General features: G+C 39.6%; 13 protein-coding genes. 11 read left to right on the forward strand and 2 right to left on the reverse strand.

Translation table 11 applies throughout. The annotated features are described in order from the left end of the window. Nucleotides 1-137: 137 nt before the first annotated feature. Nucleotides 138-1,133 (reverse strand): type I glyceraldehyde-3-phosphate dehydrogenase, encoded by a 996-nt coding sequence (gene gap, locus KO530_RS00655; RefSeq protein ID WP_216046457.1) that lies wholly within the window; start codon nucleotides 1,131-1,133, stop codon nucleotides 138-140. 451 nt (nucleotides 1,134-1,584) lie between these two features. Here gap and malQ point away from each other — a divergent pair, with 451 nt between their 5' ends. The 10 genes from malQ (at nucleotide 1,585) to KO530_RS00705 (ending at nucleotide 16,810) form a co-directional block, all read left to right on the forward strand. Beyond that, complete coding sequence (malQ, locus tag KO530_RS00660) at nucleotides 1,585-3,780, forward strand: 4-alpha-glucanotransferase (protein WP_216046458.1); 2,196 nt, start codon at nucleotides 1,585-1,587, stop codon at nucleotides 3,778-3,780. A 73-nt stretch (nucleotides 3,781-3,853) separates the two neighbouring features. Next, nucleotides 3,854-6,037 carry a 1,4-alpha-glucan branching protein GlgB gene (gene glgB / locus KO530_RS00665; RefSeq protein ID WP_216046459.1) on the forward strand — a complete coding sequence of 728 codons (2,184 nt, stop codon included), beginning with the start codon at nucleotides 3,854-3,856 and terminating at the stop codon, nucleotides 6,035-6,037. Between the two features lie 4 nt (nucleotides 6,038-6,041). Then, nucleotides 6,042-8,117, forward strand: a complete 2,076-nt coding sequence (gene glgX, locus KO530_RS00670) for a glycogen debranching protein GlgX (RefSeq protein ID WP_216046460.1) — start codon at nucleotides 6,042-6,044, stop codon at nucleotides 8,115-8,117. Between the two features lie 30 nt (nucleotides 8,118-8,147). After that, the gene (gene msrB / locus KO530_RS00675) at nucleotides 8,148-8,540 is read left to right on the forward strand and encodes a peptide-methionine (R)-S-oxide reductase MsrB (protein WP_216046461.1); all 393 of its coding nucleotides are present in this window, start codon (nucleotides 8,148-8,150) and stop codon (nucleotides 8,538-8,540) included. A 247-nt stretch (nucleotides 8,541-8,787) separates the two neighbouring features. Beyond that, nucleotides 8,788-10,233: a glyceraldehyde-3-phosphate dehydrogenase gene (locus KO530_RS00680; protein WP_216046462.1), complete on the forward strand. Its 1,446-nt coding sequence runs from the start codon at nucleotides 8,788-8,790 to the stop codon at nucleotides 10,231-10,233. Nucleotides 10,234-10,451: 218 nt separating this feature from the next. Then, nucleotides 10,452-11,579, forward strand: a complete 1,128-nt coding sequence (locus KO530_RS00685) for a M14 family metallopeptidase (RefSeq protein ID WP_216046748.1) — start codon at nucleotides 10,452-10,454, stop codon at nucleotides 11,577-11,579. A 64-nt stretch (nucleotides 11,580-11,643) separates the two neighbouring features. Further along, the gene (locus KO530_RS00690) at nucleotides 11,644-13,317 is read left to right on the forward strand and encodes an alanine/glycine:cation symporter family protein (protein WP_216046463.1); all 1,674 of its coding nucleotides are present in this window, start codon (nucleotides 11,644-11,646) and stop codon (nucleotides 13,315-13,317) included. Nucleotides 13,318-13,402: 85 nt separating this feature from the next. Then, on the forward strand, nucleotides 13,403-13,729 hold the full coding sequence (locus tag KO530_RS00695) for a hypothetical protein (RefSeq protein ID WP_216046464.1): 327 nt from the start codon (nucleotides 13,403-13,405) through the stop codon (nucleotides 13,727-13,729). Continuing rightward, entirely contained in the window at nucleotides 13,729-14,010 is a 282-nt protein-coding gene (locus KO530_RS00700) for a YeaC family protein (RefSeq protein WP_216046465.1), read from the forward strand. The genes KO530_RS00695 and KO530_RS00700 overlap by 1 nt, the downstream gene beginning before the upstream one ends. Then, nucleotides 14,000-16,810, forward strand: a complete 2,811-nt coding sequence (locus KO530_RS00705) for a DUF349 domain-containing protein (protein ID WP_216046466.1) — start codon at nucleotides 14,000-14,002, stop codon at nucleotides 16,808-16,810. Before KO530_RS00700 ends, KO530_RS00705 begins: the two co-directional genes overlap by 11 nt. 25 nt (nucleotides 16,811-16,835) lie before the next feature. On the opposite strand, the gene ansA is transcribed toward KO530_RS00705, so the two are convergent. Next, a complete protein-coding gene (gene ansA / locus KO530_RS00710; protein ID WP_216046467.1) occupies nucleotides 16,836-17,849 on the reverse strand; it encodes an asparaginase in 1,014 nt (337 codons plus the stop codon). A gap of 164 nt (nucleotides 17,850-18,013) precedes the next feature. On the opposite strand from ansA, the gene KO530_RS00715 reads away from it, so the two are divergent. Continuing rightward, on the forward strand, nucleotides 18,014-19,348 hold the full coding sequence (locus KO530_RS00715; RefSeq protein ID WP_303499994.1) for a M24 family metallopeptidase: 1,335 nt from the start codon (nucleotides 18,014-18,016) through the stop codon (nucleotides 19,346-19,348). The last annotated feature ends 68 nt before the right edge of the window (nucleotides 19,349-19,416 follow it).

The raw sequence follows: 19,416 nt of genomic DNA on the forward strand, positions 1-19,416 counted from the left end.
TTTAAACATTGTAATTATTAATACCCTTAGGATGGGTAATAATATGATCTATAAGAATTATTAACTAAAGTAGATTGGAATAACATAAAAAAAGCGACCATAAGGTCGCTTTATTACGTTTAAAAATTTTATTAAACTTATTTACTGATGTGAGCCACTAAATCAAGCACTTTATTGGAGTAGCCAATTTCATTGTCGTACCATGAAACGACTTTTACAAAAGTGTCGGTTAGAGCAATACCGGCTTTAGCATCAAAAATAGATGTTCTAACATCGCCAATAAAGTCTTGCGATACCACTGCATCTTCGGTGTAACCTAAAATTCCGGCTAGTTCACCTTCAGAAGCTTCTTTCATTGCGGCACAAATTTCATCGTAAGTAGCTGGCTTTTCTAAATTAACTGTCAAATCAACTACTGAAACATCAGCCACTGGTACTCTAAATGCCATTCCGGTTAATTTACCGTTCAATGCAGGAATTACTTTCCCCACTGCTTTAGCAGCACCAGTTGAAGATGGGATAATATTTTGACTTGCACCACGTCCGCCACGCCAATCTTTGTGCGATGGACCGTCTACCGTTTTTTGCGTAGCTGTTGTTGCGTGAACAGTGGTCATTAGACCGTCAACAATACCAAACTTATCATTCAGTACTTTTGCTAATGGCGCTAAACAATTGGTTGTACAAGAGGCGTTAGAAACAATGTCCTGACCTGCGTATGTCTCATGATTAACACCCATAACAAACATAGGAGTGGCATCTTTAGACGGTGCAGAAAAGACCACTTTTTTAGCGCCGGCTTGTATATGTTTACGTCCAGTTTCATCGGTAAGGAATAAACCTGTACATTCCACTACCACATCAACATCCGCTTCATTCCATTTAAGGTCAGCAGGATCACGCTCTGAAGTTACACGTACTGTATTGCCATTTACGACTAGATGACCGTCAACTACTTCAACAGTGCCATTAAATTTTCCGTGCGTAGAATCATACTGAAGCATATAAGCCATATAATCAGGATCTAGAAGATCATTTATTGCTACAACTTCAATATCAGAGCGTTCGCATGCAGCTCTAAATACAAACCGTCCAATTCGGCCAAAGCCATTAATTCCAATTTTGATTGCCATGAAGGTTCCTCAATTTCACATTTGGTTGTAAGATAATTACAAAAATTATGGATCATAATTGCCTATAAGGCAAAAAAAACCCTGAAATTTGTTGTTTTATTACGATATATTCACTGCAAACGTATTCAATAACGATTTATTAACATTATGACGGATAATGTAGACACCATCATAACAGAGTCTGTGGGGTAAAATTAGTACCTTGTTGGTCTGTTAACTTCATATAGACTTGAGAAACGAAGTTCTATTTAATAGTCTTTGAAGATCAATGAATAGGGATTTAATCAAGCATGATGGTGAGTCTTTAAATTCGCTACTTAGGTAGTAAATGAAAAAATTGACAATATATCAACGCACATTTACCACTTATTAAGTAAAATTTCAGTTTTATATGAGACGAGGCTATTCTTAAAACTCGTCAAAGTACTATATTAATAGGACACAAAGCGGCATGACTTCTCCTCTTATCGACAAGCTTGTAGATATAAAAGGTGTAGAATCGAACTACATTGATGCATGGGGCAAACCCGAAATAGTTAAACAACAAAGTAAACGCAAATTATTGAGCGCCATGGGTTACCAAGTTGATGACGAGGAATCGTTAATCGCTCAGGTAGAAACAGAGTTTCAACAAATTTGGATGTCTCCACTTAATCCAGTTCAAGTAAATCGTGATACGGATGAGTTATTTATTACGGTTAGGCTTCCAATAGAATTAGTTAATGACGACTTTGTCATCGCCATCGATTGTGAAGACAAAAGTACATTACAACAAAAGTTTGTACCTATAGATGGTGATTTAATCAACGCGACTATTATTGAAGATATAGAGTTTCAAGAATACCTAATTAAACTAAATCATTCTTTACCACTAGGTTACCATCAACTCAAACTGTTGGCGGATGACGGTGATCAGATTGCAGCAATGCGAATGATAATGGCACCTTCTTCTTGTTATCATCCTCAATCGATTCTAGATGGCCGCAAAGTCTGGGGGTTAAGCGTACAGCTTTACTGCCTTCGAAGCGAAAATAACTGGGGCGTTGGAGACTTCTCTGATTTGGCTCAATTGATTGCGTCTGCTGCTAAAAACGGTGCACAGTTTATTGGTTTGAATCCTATTCATGCACTTTATCCAGCAAATCCAGATGCGTGCAGCCCTTATGGACCTTCTTCCAGACGTTGGCTTAATTTTATATATCTAGATGTGACAGCTATTGATGGTTATAACTGTCCTGATGTACAAGAATTGGTGAATAATGCAGAATTTCAATCGCGCCTAGATCATGTGCGCAGTTTGGAATATGTGGATTACGAAGCGGTCACTCAATTAAAATTAGGTGCCCTTGAGCGTGTATTTGATAATCAAAATAGCCACTTTTTAAGTAAAAATACTAAGCAGAATAAAGCCTTTAAACAGTTTGTGAAAGAGGGGGGGGATAGTCTGCAAATGTTAGCCACATATGATGCTTTGCAAGAGCACTTGGCTAACCAAGGAAAACCCTCTTGGGGATGGCCTGTTTTTCCCAAAGAATATGCTGATTTTCAGTCGCCAGCGGTATCTAAATTTGTTAAAAAGAATGCAAAACGTGTCAAATTTTACTTGTTTTTGCAATGGCAAGCCGCGCTGCAACTAGAAGCAGCTAATCAAGTCGCAACACAAAATAACATGTCTATTGGTATTTATCGTGATTTGGCTGTTGGTGTGAGTGAAGGCAGCGCAGAGATATGGGGAAATAAAGATTTGTATTGCACAGATGCTAGCGTAGGCGCGCCGCCTGATGTGCTTGGTCCGTTAGGACAAAACTGGGGCTTGCCTCCAATGGATCCAGAGAAACTCTATCATCAGCAATATCAACCTATTATTGATTTGTTTGATTCAAATATGAGGTCTGCCGGAGCGTTAAGAATTGATCACGTGATGGCGTTACTTCGTTTGTGGTGGGTAGCAAAAGGTGACAATGCAAAAGATGGCGGCTATGTTTATTATCCTGTAGATGATTTATTAGGTATCTTAGCCCTTGAAAGCCAGCGTCATCAAAGTTTAGTCATTGGTGAGGACTTAGGAACCGTACCTGAAGAAATCCGCAGTAAATTAGCTGATAACGGTGTTTACTCTTACCGTGTGTTCTTTTTTGAACAAGCTAAAGACGGCGGTTTTTATTCTCCATCAGATTATCCGGTTCAATCTATGTCAACGTTAACCACCCATGATATGCCAACGTTGTCGGGATATTGGCATTGTCACGATTTAGAACTTGGCAAAGAACTGGGGTTGTATCCTACTGAGGAAATATTGTCGGGGCTGTATGCCAGTAGACACAGTAATAAGCAGCAAATCTTGAATAGTCTGCATGGACACCATGCCATTCCCGAATGGATGGATCGTCAAGTAGATCATCTTGGTATGAGCAAAGAGTTAAACTATGACATGCAGGTGCATATGGCAACTGGGTCTAGCGCATTACTCAGTTTGCAACTTGAAGACTGGTTACAAATGGATAAACCTGTCAACATACCTGGTACTTTCAAAGAATATCCAAACTGGAAGCGCAAACTAAATCAGGATTTAGAGCAAATATTCTCTGATCCCGATATTGTGCTTTTAGCGAAAAAGCTAACGAAGGCTAGAGACAACGCAAAGTAATTCTGTAATTATACTTTACTTAAACGGTTAAGGTTCTATATTTTGAACTGACGTTAACCCATAAGGCGAATCAATGTTAATAGAAGAAGAATTAAAGCAAGCTAATTGTACTGAACCATTTGAATTTTTAGGTAAAAAAACCATTGAAGAAATAACCCAATTTAATGTTTGGTTACCCGGAGCAAAAAATGTCAGTGTGTTTGACTTAGATTCTGGAAAAAACGTTGGCAAGCTAAAGCGAAAAAACAAAACAGATTTGTTTTGTGGTCAGTTTAAAAAGGTCAAAGAAGATTTGGTTTATGGTTTGAAAGTGGAAACTAAAGAAACTACCTATGACCTTATAGACCCTTATCAGTTTCAAGAACAAGCATTCCATGCGGTGCACTATGTTGATCATGCCCCTGAAAATGTGTATCAGCAATTGGGGGCACAGTTAATATCTTTAGACGTTGGACTGGATAAAAAAATAGAGGCAACTCGATTTGCGGTCTTTGCGCCTAACGCTAAGGCTGTATCTGTTATTGGTGATTTTAACTATTGGAATGGCAGTTGCCATCCGATGCAAAAAACGTCAATGGGTTATTGGGTTTTAATTATTCCAGGTTTATCTGCCGGCCAACGATATAAATATCAAATTAAAGATGCGAATGGCAATCAACTGCCTCACAAAGCTGATCCTGTGGGTTTTAGTGCTGAACAGTATCCATCTCACGCATCAATTATATTTAATCAAAATGATTATCAATGGAATGACGCTGAATGGATAGAGCAATCAAAAGCAGATAAATACTTACAGCCAATGAGTATTTATGAGGTGCATCTAGGTTCCTGGAAGCGACCAACTGATCCAGATAAAACCTATTTAAGTTACCGCGAATTGGTCGATGACCTTATCCCTTATGTGAAAGACATGGGATATACTCATCTGGAAGTATTGCCGATTTCTGAGTTTCCGTTCGATGGCTCTTGGGGATATCAACCTGTAGGCTTGTTTTCACCCACTAGTCGATTTGGCGATCCCGACGACTTTAAATTTTTCGTAGATAAATGCCATCAAAATGGTATTGGCATTATAATCGATTGGGTACCGGCGCATTTCCCCGAAGATGGTCACGGATTAGCTCGTTTCGATGGTACTCATGTTTACGAGTACGAAGATCCGCGTAAAGGCTGGCATCCAGATTGGAACTCTTGTATCTATGACTTTGGTAAAGATACAGTGCGTCAATTTTTGGTGGCCAACGCATTGTTTTGGATAGAACATTTCCACATTGATGGACTGCGTGTAGATGCTGTAGCATCTATGTTGTACTTGGATTATTCCCGTAAAGATGGTGAATGGATCCCCAATGTTGATGGCGGAAACGAAAATTACGAAGCGATCAGCTTTTTGCAATGGATGAATAAAGCCGTTTATGAGAAGTTCCCTCGGGCAATGACCATCGCCGAAGAGTCGACTTCGTTTCCTAAAGTGTCTAAACCCGTATTCGAAGGTGGTTTAGGTTTTGGATTTAAATGGAACATGGGGTGGATGCACGATTCGTTGCATTACATCAGTAAAGACCCTTCCTACCGACGTTATCATCATGGTGAAATAACCTTCAGCATGGTTTATTCCTTTAGTGAGAGCTTTGTTCTACCTATCTCCCACGATGAAGTGGTGCATGGTAAAGGGGCATTACTTAGAAAGATGCCTGGTGACGAATGGCAGCAAGCCGCCAATCTGAGATGCTATGCTGGCTTTATGTATGCACACCCAGGTAAAAAATTGAATTTTATGGGCAATGAAATTGGGCAAAGTTCTGAATGGAATCATGACGCTTCATTACAATGGGATTTGCTTAATTTTGATAAACACAAAGGCATTCAATCTTTGTATCGAGATCTAAACAACATATATCGCACTTATCCTGCGCTATATGAAAGTGATCATGATCCTGATGGGTTTGCATGGATCGATCATGGGAATGCTGAGCAATCTATGCTTTCGTTATTGAGAAAGTCTAAAAATGGACAGCAAACGGTGATTGCGGTTAGTAACTTTACGCCAGTACCAAGGGATGAATTTAGAGTAGGGGTTCCTGAAGAAGGTGAATACCATTTAATACTTAATTCTGACGACAAAAAATATTGGGGTAGTGGTTACAAGGTACTTAAAAATGTACAATCTGAAGCGGTAAAATGGAATAATCAACCTTATTCTATTCGTATTAATATGCCTCCTTTGGCTACATTGATGTTACAAATAACAGAGTGAAAATTTGGCTAATTCAAAACAACATGGTTTTTCAGTAACCGAAGGTGAATGCCTTCCTTTAGGTGCGACTTTAACAGAAACGGGCTGTAATTTTGCAGTCCACAGTCCAAATGCTCAACAAGTGTTGCTTTGTCTTTTTAAGCAAGACACTGAAGAACCAATAGAATATTTTGAATTGAAAGCAAAAACTGGTGAAGTATGGCATGGCCATATTGAAGGTGTTTCAGCCGGCCAGTTATATGGCTATCGCACCCAAGGCGAGAACAAACCCTGTAATGGTAACTGTTTCCATCCAGAAAAATTATTGATCGACCCTTACGCAAAGCAATTAAATCGCGCGCTACATTGGAACCGCAAAAAGTATGAAGGTGATAGCGCTTTAATGATGCCAAAGTGCGTGGTTGTCGCTGAAAATAATCCGCCTTTAACCGACGACCATCAAAGACCTCGCACTCCGTTAAGCGAAACTATCATATACGAAGCCCATGTTAAGGGCCTGACAAAACTCCATCCCGATGTTCCTGAAAACCTCAGAGGCACGTATCTTGGTGCTTGCCAACCAGCAATTATTCAGCATTTAAAAGAGTTGGGGGTGACGGCTGTACAATTTTTACCCGTTATGGCGTTTATGCCAGAGCCTTATATCACTGAAAAAGGACTGACAAATTATTGGGGTTACAACCCAATTAATTATTTCTGCCCTGAGATGCGCTATGCCATTGATGACCCTATTGCTGAATTCAAAACCTTAGTGGAAAAATACCATGAAGCGGGATTAGAGGTTATTTTGGACGTGGTATTTAACCACACCGCGGAAGGGGGCTTTGATGGCCAAGTATTGTCGTTTAAGGGATTTGATAATGCGTCTTTTTATCTGTTTGAGAAAGATGAACACGATCTTAGGAATTTCGAGCATTACGTCAATTATTCTGGATGCGGCAATAGTGTCAATACGGCTTCACCTTATGTCATGAAGATGGCGATGGATGCATTGCGGTATTGGGTTAGTTATATGGGCGTGGATGGCTTTAGATTTGATTTGGCCGCTGGGTTAGGGCGAGATCCTTATGAATTTTCAAGCACTTCAGGCTTTTTAACGACACTGCGTCAAGATCCTATTTTGGCTGGCGTTAAGTTGATAGCAGAACCCTGGGATATTGGCCATGGTGGCTACCGTTTGGGAGAGTTTCCTGCTAACTGGCAAGAAGTTAACGACAAGTTCAGAGATACGGTTAAAGGTTTTTGGCGTGGTGATGTCGGTTTAACCGGAGAATTTGCAACCCGCTTATTAGGATCCAGAGATATATTCCCAAAAGGTCGGCGCTCAATTCATTCGTCAGTGAATAATGTGACTTATCATGACGGATTTACGTTACATGATTTAGTTTGTTATTCGAGTCGGCATAACGAAGCCAATTTAGAAGATAACCGAGATGGTCATGGGCATAACTTGTCTGCTAATTACGGTGTTGAGGGGCCAACGAAGGACGAAAATATCAATGCATTGCGCGAAAAACAAAAGCGTAATTTATTCGCGACCTTAATACTTTCCCAAGGCATTCCCCATGTGTTAGGTGGCGATGAGCTGAGTCGAACACAACAAGGGAATAATAATGCCTACTGTCAGGATAACGAGGTAAATTGGTCACAGTGGCAATTAAACGAGTCACAACAAGACTTTTTGGCATTCTGTAAACAAGTGATTGCATTGCGAAAAAGCAGCATCATTTTAACCGACTTGTCTTTAAAGGATGACGAGTACAATCTTCATCACAACGTTGATGAAGTGAATTGGTATCGACCCGATGGTGAAAATAAATTGGATTCGGATTGGCAAGATCCCCATAAACAATCTTTTGCGGTTGAATTGAAAGGATGCCCCAAACATACAGACGAACATTTGTTATTAATTTTTAATACCTACGATCATGATGTTCGTTTTCAACTACCAAGCGGAATTTGGACGTTAGAACTTGATACACGATACAAGAAGCCGTCGTTACAACCTAAAACCAAAATATCGAATGTATTCCTGCAAGCCTATCGAAGTGTTACTGTATTTAAACGAAGCTGTAATTAATCAGTATTAAATTCTACTTTGGAGATTTCGATGAAATTAACCGATGAGCAATGGCGTGAAAAGTTAACCGAAGAAGAATATAGAGTATGCCGACAAAAAGGCACTGAAAGACCCTTTACTGGGGAATTGCTGCATAATAAAGATACTGGGGACTACACCTGTACTTGTTGTGGCAGTATTCTTTTTTCATCTGAAGATAAATTTGATTCAGGTTGTGGTTGGCCGTCTTTTTCCGCACACACTAAACATGACAATGTGGCGTTCCATGAAGACAATTCATTGGGTATGCAACGAATTGAAATAGTGTGCAAAAATTGTGAAGCTCACCTAGGACATGTTTTCCCCGATGGCCCAGCACCTACAGGCCAACGTTATTGCGTCAATTCAATTTCCGTTAAGTTTTCACCTGAAAAAGCGGAATAAATCGCAGTTTTTTAAAATAGTTAGAAATAATTTTTGTAATATTTTTACAGGAATTCCTAGCTAATTTCCTGCATAAGGCGTTGTTCTCCTTCATAACGGAAATTTATGAGGTAAAATTACATTCAATACCTGCTTTCATTACTATTTTGTCTAAAAATTGAAACTTTATACCAGTTTGGTGATATGCATAACTACCTTTAGAATACCCGCGTTTTTTGATGCTATTAACAAATTAGGGTAGTAAAGAATGAATCAGCAGTTTGAACAGGAACTCATGGGCAGTTGGCAAGAGCGTCAAGAATACGCTGAATTGATGCAGCCTGTACTTGGTAAATTATATCGTGACAGCGCTGTTGAAATCTCGATTTTTGGAAGACCTATGTTAGGTGCCAGCGCTATCGACATTATAAAATCTCACCGTAAAGTTAGACGTCATACAGGTGATAAACTTCGACTAAGAGAAAGTTGGCCAATTCTAGAGGAAATGAGCAAGCTTCAATTAGCACCTGCACACATTGATTTAGGTAAATTAGCTTACGCATATCATCACGATGATAAATTTAAAGATATGGACATCAAGTCCTACTTAGATGAACAGCTAGTTAGTATTGCAGGAAAGCAAGATAATCACCCAGTTCAAGACGTGGTTTTATACGGCTTCGGTCGAATTGGAAGACTGTTGGCTCGATTGCTTATTGAGCGTCAAGGTAAAAACAATAAGTTACGCCTAAAAGCCATTGTCGTTCGTGGCGGAAAAGACGGTGATTTAGAAAAGCGTGCCAGCTTACTACGCAGAGATTCTGTTCATGGTCCATTTAGTGGCAGCATAACAGTTGACCACGAACGCAATGCTATAAAGGCGAATGGTTCATTTATTCAAGTTATTTACGCAGACTCCCCAGACAGTGTTGATTACACTCAATTTGGTATAAAAGATGCCATTGTCATTGATAATACGGGTATTTGGCGTGACCGCGACGGTTTAGGTCTACACCTAAAAGCGAAAGGCACTAAAAAGGCTATTTTGACCGCACCAGGAAAAGGCGACGTTAAAAATATTGTTTACGGTGTAAACCATAGTGATATTACCAGCGACGATACTATTCTGTCGGCCGCTAGTTGTACAACTAACGCTATTACACCAGTATTAAAAGCCTTAGATGAGCAGTTTGGTATTGAAAACGGTCATGTTGAAACGGTTCACTCATTTACCAATGACCAAAACCTAATCGATAATTTCCACAAAGCAGAGCGACGTGGTCGCAGTGCAGCATTAAATATGGTTATTACGGAAACAGGCGCAGCAAAAGCCGTATCCAAAGCCTATCCGAAGTTAGAAGGTAAATTAACCGGCAACGCGATACGTGTACCAACGCCAAATGTATCTCTAGCTATTTTGAATTTAAATTTGAATAAGTCGACAGATAAAGAGGAAATGAATAATTTCTTGCGCGACCTTTCATTGTTTTCTTCATTGCAACACCAGGTAGATTTTACTTCATCTATTGAAATTGTATCTACTGACTTAGTTGGTTCACGAGCAGCATCAGTGGTTGATTCGCAAGCCACTATCGTTGCAGGTAATCGTGCTACCTTATATGTTTGGTATGATAATGAGTTTGGATATAGTTGTCAGGTTATGCGCGTAGTGCAAGCTATGGCAGGTTTAACTTACCCAACAATTCCAGCTTAAAAAATTAAATACACAGATTTGCCGTTTTGGTCAGAAAGTCCATTTGATTAGGGCGGCAAGCTGTTTTACTCGATATCCCCGCGCGAAATACTTCTCTTTTAGTTATTTATATTTATGAGCCAATTTGATTTTTTTATCTAAATTAGTGGTTCAGCCTAACCCATTTTTTATCAGATTATGGTAGATTGATGTCGGTTAAAATATCAGTGAGTCTGAATGTGAATATTAGCAGCAATTTTGATTCTGGCAATATCGTCGTAATCAACGCAGAAAATCCAAAACAAATCGAATTACAAATAAGAAATGACAACCAGTCTGAATTTTATCAATGGTTTCATTTTAAATTAGATTCCACTCCCTTTTTAGAGCATAAGATTAAAATTAGTGACTTGGCTAAATCTGCCTATCCTGAAGGGTGGGAAGGTTATCAAGCTGTAGCGTCTTACGACCGACAGGAATGGTTTAGAGTCGACAGTGTCTTTGATGGTGACAATCTAACTATTTCCTTCACCCCAGAGCATAAACACACTTACTTTGCTTACTTTGCACCCTACAGTTACGAACGACATTTAGATTTATTAGCTAGCGCCCAAGTGAATAACGATTGTCAATTGCACCATTTAGGTGAAACATTGGATGGTCGCGACATGTCAGTGTTAGAAATAGGGCAAGCCGAGGAAGAAAAACCCGTAGTTTGGATAACAGCAAGACAACATCCCGGCGAAACCATGGCTGAATGGTTAATTGAAGGGCTATTAACGCGTCTTTTCGATCCTGATGACGGAGTGGCCAGAAGATTGCTAGACAAAGCAATATTTTACGTTGTGCCTAACATGAACCCAGACGGTTCCGTTCGTGGTCATTTGCGCACTAATGCAGTTGGCACAAACCTGAATAGAGAATGGCAATCTCCTAGTTTAGAAAAAAGCCCTGAAGTCTTTTTGGTTATGCAGAAAATGCGTGAGACAGGGGTAGATCTGTTTTTAGATATTCATGGAGACGAATCGTTACCTTATAATTTTGTCGCCGGTGCTGAAGGAAATCCCGGCTACAGTAAAAGAATCGAAAAGTTAGAAAATGCGTTTAAGTCAGCTTTTTTAACGGTCACACCGGAATTCCAAGATGAGTTTGGTTACGACAAAGATGCACCTGGTGAAGGTAATATGACAGTGGCGACTAATGCGGTTGGACAATTATATGATTGTTTAGCTTATACCTTGGAAATGCCATTTAAAGATAATGCGCTTTTGCCAGATGCGGCTTATGGCTGGTCTCCAGAAAGATGCAAACAGTTAGGTGAAGATTTACTCGTAGCCGTGAATGCTGTGATTGATGATTTACGTTAGTGAAATAAAACACAATTAGAAACTTGTATTAAACACGATATAACAATAAAAAAAGGGGAGTCGTTTGGAAGTTTTTCATGATTTTTTAAAGCTATTAGATAGTTTTTTAGGGGGCAATGCTCTGTTTCCATTTATCTTGTTGGGAACAGGTCTGTTTTTTACAATTTTTCTAGGTTTTCCGCAAATACGTTATTTTAAGCATGCGTGGAAAGTGGTTACCGGTAAGTTTGATAGTGATGATTCTCCCGGTGATACCAGTCATTTTAGAGCCTTAACTACAGCTTTATCCGGTACTGTCGGTACCGGAAATATTAGTGGTGTAGCATTTGCTATTTTCCTCGGTGGACCAGCAGCATTGTTTTGGATGTGGGCGACTGCATTTTTTGGTATGACTACCAAATTTGTTGAAGTGACCCTTTCTCATAAATATCGCGAAAAAACCGAAGATGGCACTATGGCTGGAGGCCCCATGTATTACATGGATAAACGTCTCAATATGAAGTGGTTAGCGGTGGCATTTGCGATTGCAACGGTAATCAGTTCTTTCGGTACAGGTAATTTACCGCAAAGTAATGGTATTGCCACTAGTATTGAAGAGACCTTCGGCTTTGAACCTTGGATTGTTGGTAGTGTACTAGGGATTCTACTTGCGTTAGTCATCTTAGGTGGAATTCAACGTATAGCAGCGGTTACATCTAAAATTGTGCCTTTTATGGCGCTGATTTATTTAATCGGAGCTTTAGCCGTAATCTTCGCCAATTTAGAAAATATCGGACCTTCATTTACGTCAATATTCTCAGATTTGTTTACCGGTTCAGCAGCAACGGGAGGCTTCTTAGGCGCTTCTATTGCGTATGCATTTAACCGTGGTGTGAATCGTGGTTTATTCTCCAATGAAGCGGGTCAAGGTTCAGCTCCCATCGCTCACGCGGCAGCAAAAACCAAAGAGCCTGTGTCTGAAGGTATGGTTTCAATATTAGAGCCGTTTATCGATACTATCGTTATTTGTACTTTGACCGGTCTCGTTATTTTATCTTCTGGTGTTTGGAAAGATAAACATATCAACCAATTCGAACGCTCCAGTTTAGAAATAGTCGCAGGTAGTTACTCTGAAGAAGATCCACAAGACAGAGAAAACTTGTACCACTATTTAAATAATATCGGTAGTTCAAGCGTTGAAAAATACAATGGTGATATTCAAGTTGTATCTGGCAAAGCGGTGAGTAGTGGTTTTACGATTATTCATGCTCGTTCTTTGGCTGAAGATGTGATGTTTACCGTGGGTGGAAACGAAGATTTATTCACCGGCTCAGTCAAAATAGTGGATGGCAGCATTGTAAAAGAAAACTTGATTTTAACCGGGAAATCTTTGGTACACTCGGCGCGTTTAACCACTATTGCATTTACTAAAGGCTTTTTCGGTGATTTTGGCCAATACATAGTTTCTGTTGGACTATTGTTGTTTGCCTTTTCGACTGCCATCGCGTGGTCTTATTATGGTGATAGGGCAATGACTTATTTACTCGGGCCGCGCTCAGTAATGCCATACCGAGTGGTTTATGTTGCCGGTTTTGTTTGGGCTTCATTTTCAGACACTGAGTTAGTTTGGACATTGGCAAGTGTCGCTATCGTTGTCATGACTTTACCGAACTTGTTTGGTATTTTAATGCTCAGTAAAGAGATGAAAAGTTCGGTTAAGGATTATTGGGAAAGATTTAATAAAGAAAATAAATCCTGATTTAGTAAAATATAAGCAATAATCGATTTGTGTAGCGTTGACGGAGGTAAAACTACCGTCAACGTTTTGTATTTGGAGTATAAATATGGCACTGATAGACTGCCCTTCGTGCAATAAGAAAATTTCCGATAAAGCGGATACTTGTTCCCATTGTGATTTTCCGGTGGGCGATGCATCTGCTGAAGATCTGTTACGAAAAAAGAATTTAAACAAATTTAAGAAACAACACAGTATTCAAAATCAGTCTTTGCTGGCGATGTTGATGTTTGTGGCTGGCTTTGGTTTTATGTATTGGGGTGGGGCGCAACCCGGTGACCTGCAACATACTATGGCGATTGCCGTTTCCGTTACTGGTTTTGTTTGGTACGTGGTCAATCGAATTCGATTAATTTTTATAAAGCGAGCTAATTAGTGAGTATAGATGCGTTAGTGTCGTCAATGACAAAAGATACCTATGAAAAGCTGCTACAAGCAGTGGAAACGGGAAAATGGCTTGATGGTTTGCCCTTGACAGAAAGCCAACGAGAGAGCAGCATGCAAGCGGTTATGATGTATCAGGTTAAAGTTTTAAAACTTGATCAACATATGACGTTAAATGCTGATGGCCAAATTAATCATAAAAGCCGTCAACAACTTAAAGAGCAGTTTGCTCCACAAAGCAGCATAGCACGGTTCAAGCAGGATGATTTTTAAACACTTTTTTCGACCCAAATATCAGGATCCTAATCCGCAAGTTAGAATCCAAGCAATTGCAAACTTAATCCCAGAAGAATCTCAACATAAGACTCAATTACACGAGCTCGCCTTTAATGACGAAGATCCAAATGTAAGTTTGGCTGCTTTAACGCGACTAAATAGTTTCGCGCTGTGGTGTAAAATGGCTGAAACAGCCAAGTCTGAACGGGTTAAGAAACGGGCACAGATCACAGTGGAAAATGCTTTGTTTGAACAAGGTGATTTGTTGATCACCGATCAGGAAAGACAAAGATTTATTGCTGAATGCAAAAGTAATTCATTGTTGGAAAAGCTGCTGCAATTACCATCGGTTAAAAATGATGAGTCTGGTTTATTGCTCAAGGTATTAAACAAGCTAAATAAGCCCCATGTCACCAAACAACAATTTATCAATAGCAATAATGAAAAGGTACAACTGAGTTTATTGGCATTGATAGATGATGAGTCTACTCTAAATAAAGCGTTAAAAAGAACGGCTTTTAGTGGAGTAAAAGACGCGATTACCAGTAAGCTTCAAAAAATCGAAGAAGCAAAACTCAAGCCCTTAGAAATTGAGAAAGACGCAAAATTAGTACTGTCTCGTTTATTGGCGTTAAAAGATAAATCTGACTATGCATTAATCAAACAACAAAACCGAGAACTGACGGATTCATTTACTGCTCTGCAACAAGAATTTGCTTGTTTAAAAGACGAAACAAAAGAGCAATTAAATACGCGATTCGACGAAATTAGCCACAAAGTCACCAGCTTAATTCAACAATTAGCACCCAAGTTCGAAGCAGCAGAGCAATTTAAAGCGCTTAATGCACAGCTAGAAAAAATTGCACAAAAAGTGGATTTAATTTTAGCTGAAGCGAATAAAGAGTTGTCACAAGATGTGGAAAAGGTAACTCTTGGGGCTGTGGAAGCTTATGAACATGCGTTGCAAGATTGTCAGCAACAATTAACTATAATATTTCCTGAACTATCTCACGATATTGCACTAAAACGAATTTGGGAATCTATTTCTTCACAAATTATTCAATGCCGTTCAACCTTAGAACGTTTGCCTGAATTTAAAAAAGCGGTGACTCTTGGTAAAGAGTTTATTGAGCAATTTAAACGTCTCAAGCCGCCTACAGATATAAGCCAGATTAGTGCCTCTAAAGAGTATTTAACTGAGCAAACATCATATTGGAAAGCGTTGTCTGCGCCTTACGGTTCAGGTTGGCCTAAGGAACTTGAAGTTGAGTGGCAGGATTGCCGTAAAGCGTTTAACGCGGGATTAAAAAAGCTTTTAGATGATGTTAAACAGAACGAAAATCGCTGTAAAGCCAAGTTAAGAGCCATCGACGGACTGATTTCCCAAGGTAAATATAATGCTGCAATGGGCTTGTATGAAAAAGTCACAAGTTGGTATGAGCAACTTCCTGAACGCAATCAACATTTTGTTAGCCGTCAACTCCAAGCAATTAAAGAACAAGTTGAAAATCTAAAAGATTGGCAGCAGTACATTGCTCAACCTCGTAAACCTGCAGTGCTCAAAGAAGCCGAAACTATTGCTTTGCATCCATTGCCTGTTGAACAACAAGTCGCGGAGGTTAAACGCCTAAGAAGTGCTTGGAATAGTCTCGGCAATACAGACTCAGAGGCGGACACTATTCTTAACAAAGCCTTTGATATGGCGATTGAAAAAGCATTTGAACCTTGCCGCATACATTTCGCTGAGATGGAGTCTCAACGCAAAGACAATGAACTGCAAAAGTTAGCATTAATCGAGCGCTGCAAATTATTGCAAACTGAAGAGAAATCAGTCAGTGCAATAGCGGAAGAAGTCAGTCAAATTCAACAGCAGTGGAAGTGTATTGGTAAAGTGGATTATAAGATTTTAGATACAATCAATGAGGCATATTCAAATGCACTCAAACCACTAAAAACGCAAATTCAGCAATTCCACCATGACAACGCAGAATCTAAGCAAATGCTAATTAGCAAAGCGCAGGTGTTGCTTACCCATGAAGATATTAATGAAGCAATTGAGCAAGCCAAAAAGCTGCAACATCAGTGGAAAGAAATCGGTAATGCTGGTCGCAAACAAGACGCTTTATTATGGAAACAATTTAGACATGTTAATGACCAGTTATTTGCAAAACGCAATGACATTCAAAACAACAATAAACAAGCATTGCAAAAAGGCATTGAAGAAGCTGAAGTTGCTTTGCAGGTGATTCAACAAGGAGCAGATGGTGCCGACAGTTTATCTGCTATTGAGAAAGTAGTTGAACAATTGCAGCAATTTAAAGCCAGTCTTGATGATAATGAACAGGTCTTAAAGTCGCTTAGCAGTAAATTAATCAAAATTGAGAAACAACTCGCCAGCAAAAAACGATCGGTGACTAGTGATAAGCAGCGCCGAATGTTAGATAACGTATTCGAATTGTTAGGCGGCTCAATCAGTGAGCAAGAAACTAAAGACTTAGTAGAGCAGTTACCCCAAGCATGGAGACAAGCTTACCTTAGTGATAAAGTGACTGATTTTAACCGTAACCAAATTGCAGTTTTGTTGGAGATTCTTGGATCTGAAGAAAGTCCAAAAGAGGATTCTCAATTGCGTAAAAATCTGCAGTTACAAATGATGACCGATAAGTTACAACACGGTGAACAGCTAGATAAAGACACATTACTATTACAGTTTATTCAACAAGGGAAATTAGCTGCGGAGGCGAGTGATAAAGATCGGCAGTTACTCGAACGGGTAAAATCTCACTTTATCAATTAATTAAATGCAAAAATTGGCCGGTGAATTAACTTAATTCACCGCGCAAATTTGTTATTAATTGACGTTTTATTTCTTCCACTGGAAGCTCTTTACTGAGCAGATAATGTAGTTTCGCTAATGCTGCTTCTGGTGTCATATCATGTCCAGACACCACTCCAACTTCACGCAATACATGACCGTTTGCATAGCCACTCATGTTCACTTTACCACTAAAACATTGTGTGCAATTTAGTACAATAATATTGTTCTGCTGGGCTTCTTTGAGTTGTGCTAACAACGACGGGTTTTGCGGTGCATTACCGACACCATAACTCAATAAAATTAACGCTTTGACTGGTTGCTGTAAGGTGTTTCTAATGACTTCTGCACTGATCCCCGGATACAAGGTTACTACACCTATGGGTTGTGCATTTACAGGGCTGACCTTCATTACTTTTTGGCTGTCTTGGCTGATTTTCCCAGCAATAAGTTCGATATCGATTCCCGCTCTAAGTAGTTCTGGATAATTTGGTGAGCCAAAAGCGTCAAAACCATCAGCGTCAACTTTGCGACTACGATTTCCACGAAACAGACGGTTATTGAAATATAATGATACTTCGGAAATAGGGTAGTTAGCCGCGATGTAAAGGGCATTTAACAGGTTTACTTGACCGTCTGAACGCAATTCAGCAAGGGGAATTTGCGAGCCTGTCACAATCACTGGTTTGCCTAAGTCTTCTAACATGAAGGATAGCGCTGAGGCCGTATATGCCATCGTATCAGTACCATGCAAGATAATAAAACCGTCATAGTCGGCATAGTTAGCACTGATATCATCGGCGATGTTTTGCCAATCATGGGGGCTCATGTCTGAAGAATCGATTAGACTTTGATACTCCTGAATCGTAAATTCGGGCATCTCAGGGCGATGAAATTCAGGCATATTATTAAGGGTCTCGGTCAAAAAACCAGAGACTGGAACATAACCATGGGATGAAGGGCGCATACCAATTGTGCCGCCAGTATAGGCCACGTAAATTCGTTTTTTAGTGTGAGTCATTATTTTTTATGTCTATTAATGCAATGCCGACATTCTAACCTGAAATATTCCCTTATTGACGATATATTGTTGTAATTTCACTGAGTATTTACAAAAATGATGATAACGAGGTAACTATCTAAAGTGGGTAGTTTTTCAAAAGCAAAGGACAAATTTTGATTAATATAAAGACAGTTACTTTATTAACGATAATTCTAGTAAGCACTTTGTTTGCAGCGACTTCCCACTCAGAAGAAGTGTTGAGTATGCGCGAACGTGCGGCATTAATAGATGACATACTCAAAGATCGTCTTGAGCGAACGCTTCCCAAGTTGATGGAGCGGGAAGGGATCGACATGTGGATTTTGATATCTAGGGAGTATAACGAAGATCCAGTGTTAAAAACCATGTTACCAGCAACCTGGCTATCGGCTAGACGCAGAACTATTTTGGTGCTGTTTAATCCCGGAAATGGACAAGCTGTGGAACGTCTTGCAGTAAGTCGATACGACGTCGATAGCATGTTTAGAAAAGGATGGGATAAAGAAAAACAACCCAACCAATGGCAACGCCTTGTGGAATTAATAAAACAAAAAAATCCACAAAAAATAGCCCTCAATAAATCTGCTCATTTTGCTTTAGCTGATGGTCTGAGTGCAACAGAATACCAAGAGTTAATGGACGCTTTACCTTCCGAGCTATCCAACAAAGTGGTTTCATCACAAAATTTAGCCATCGCGTGGTTAGAAACCCGTAGCGGCAAAGAAATGGAATTGTATCCAAGCTTAATTAAAATCGGTCATCGCTTAATTGCTGAGGCTTTTTCCAATCAGGTTATTACTCCCGGAGAAACAACTACGGAAGATGTGGTTTGGTGGTTAAGGGAAAAAAGCAGAGAACTAAAATTAACCAATTGGTTTCATCCATCCGTTTCAATTCAACGCTCAAGTACAGTGAAGTTTGACCATTTAAAAGCCTTTACAGCTAGCAATGCGGAACAGGTTATTCAAGCGGGTGACCTTTTGCACGTGGACTTCGGATTGGTTTATTTGCGTTTACATTCTGATCAACAACAGCATGCTTATGTGTTAAAACCAGGTGAGACGGATGCACCTGACTATCTGCAAAAGGCATTTACAAAAGCTAATCGATTACAAGATATTTTTACCAATAACTTCAAACCAGGACGAACGGGAAATGAAGTACTAAAGATGTCTAGAGAGCAAGCTATTGCTGAGGGTATTAAACCCTCAATTTATACTCACCCAATTGGTTATCATGGTCATGCAGCTGGAACCACTCTTGGGATGTGGGATTCTCAAGGTGGTGTACCGGTCACAGGTGATTATCCCTTGCACCTCAACACCGCTTATTCCATCGAATTGAATGCCGCTTCTTTTATTCCAGAATGGAAAAAGGAAATTCGGATTATGTTAGAGGAAAATGCATTTTTTGATAGTAGCGGAGTGCATTACCTAGATGGCCGGCAAACAAAACTCCACCTAATTCAGCCTAAATAGAGCATGATTTATAACACTTTCTAGAAATAAAAAGTGTTACAGGATTTATATTATCAAGCTAGTCTCGA

Source organism: Aliiglaciecola lipolytica (assembly GCF_018860635.1).
Taxonomy (GTDB): domain Bacteria; phylum Pseudomonadota; class Gammaproteobacteria; order Enterobacterales; family Alteromonadaceae; genus Aliiglaciecola; species Aliiglaciecola lipolytica_A.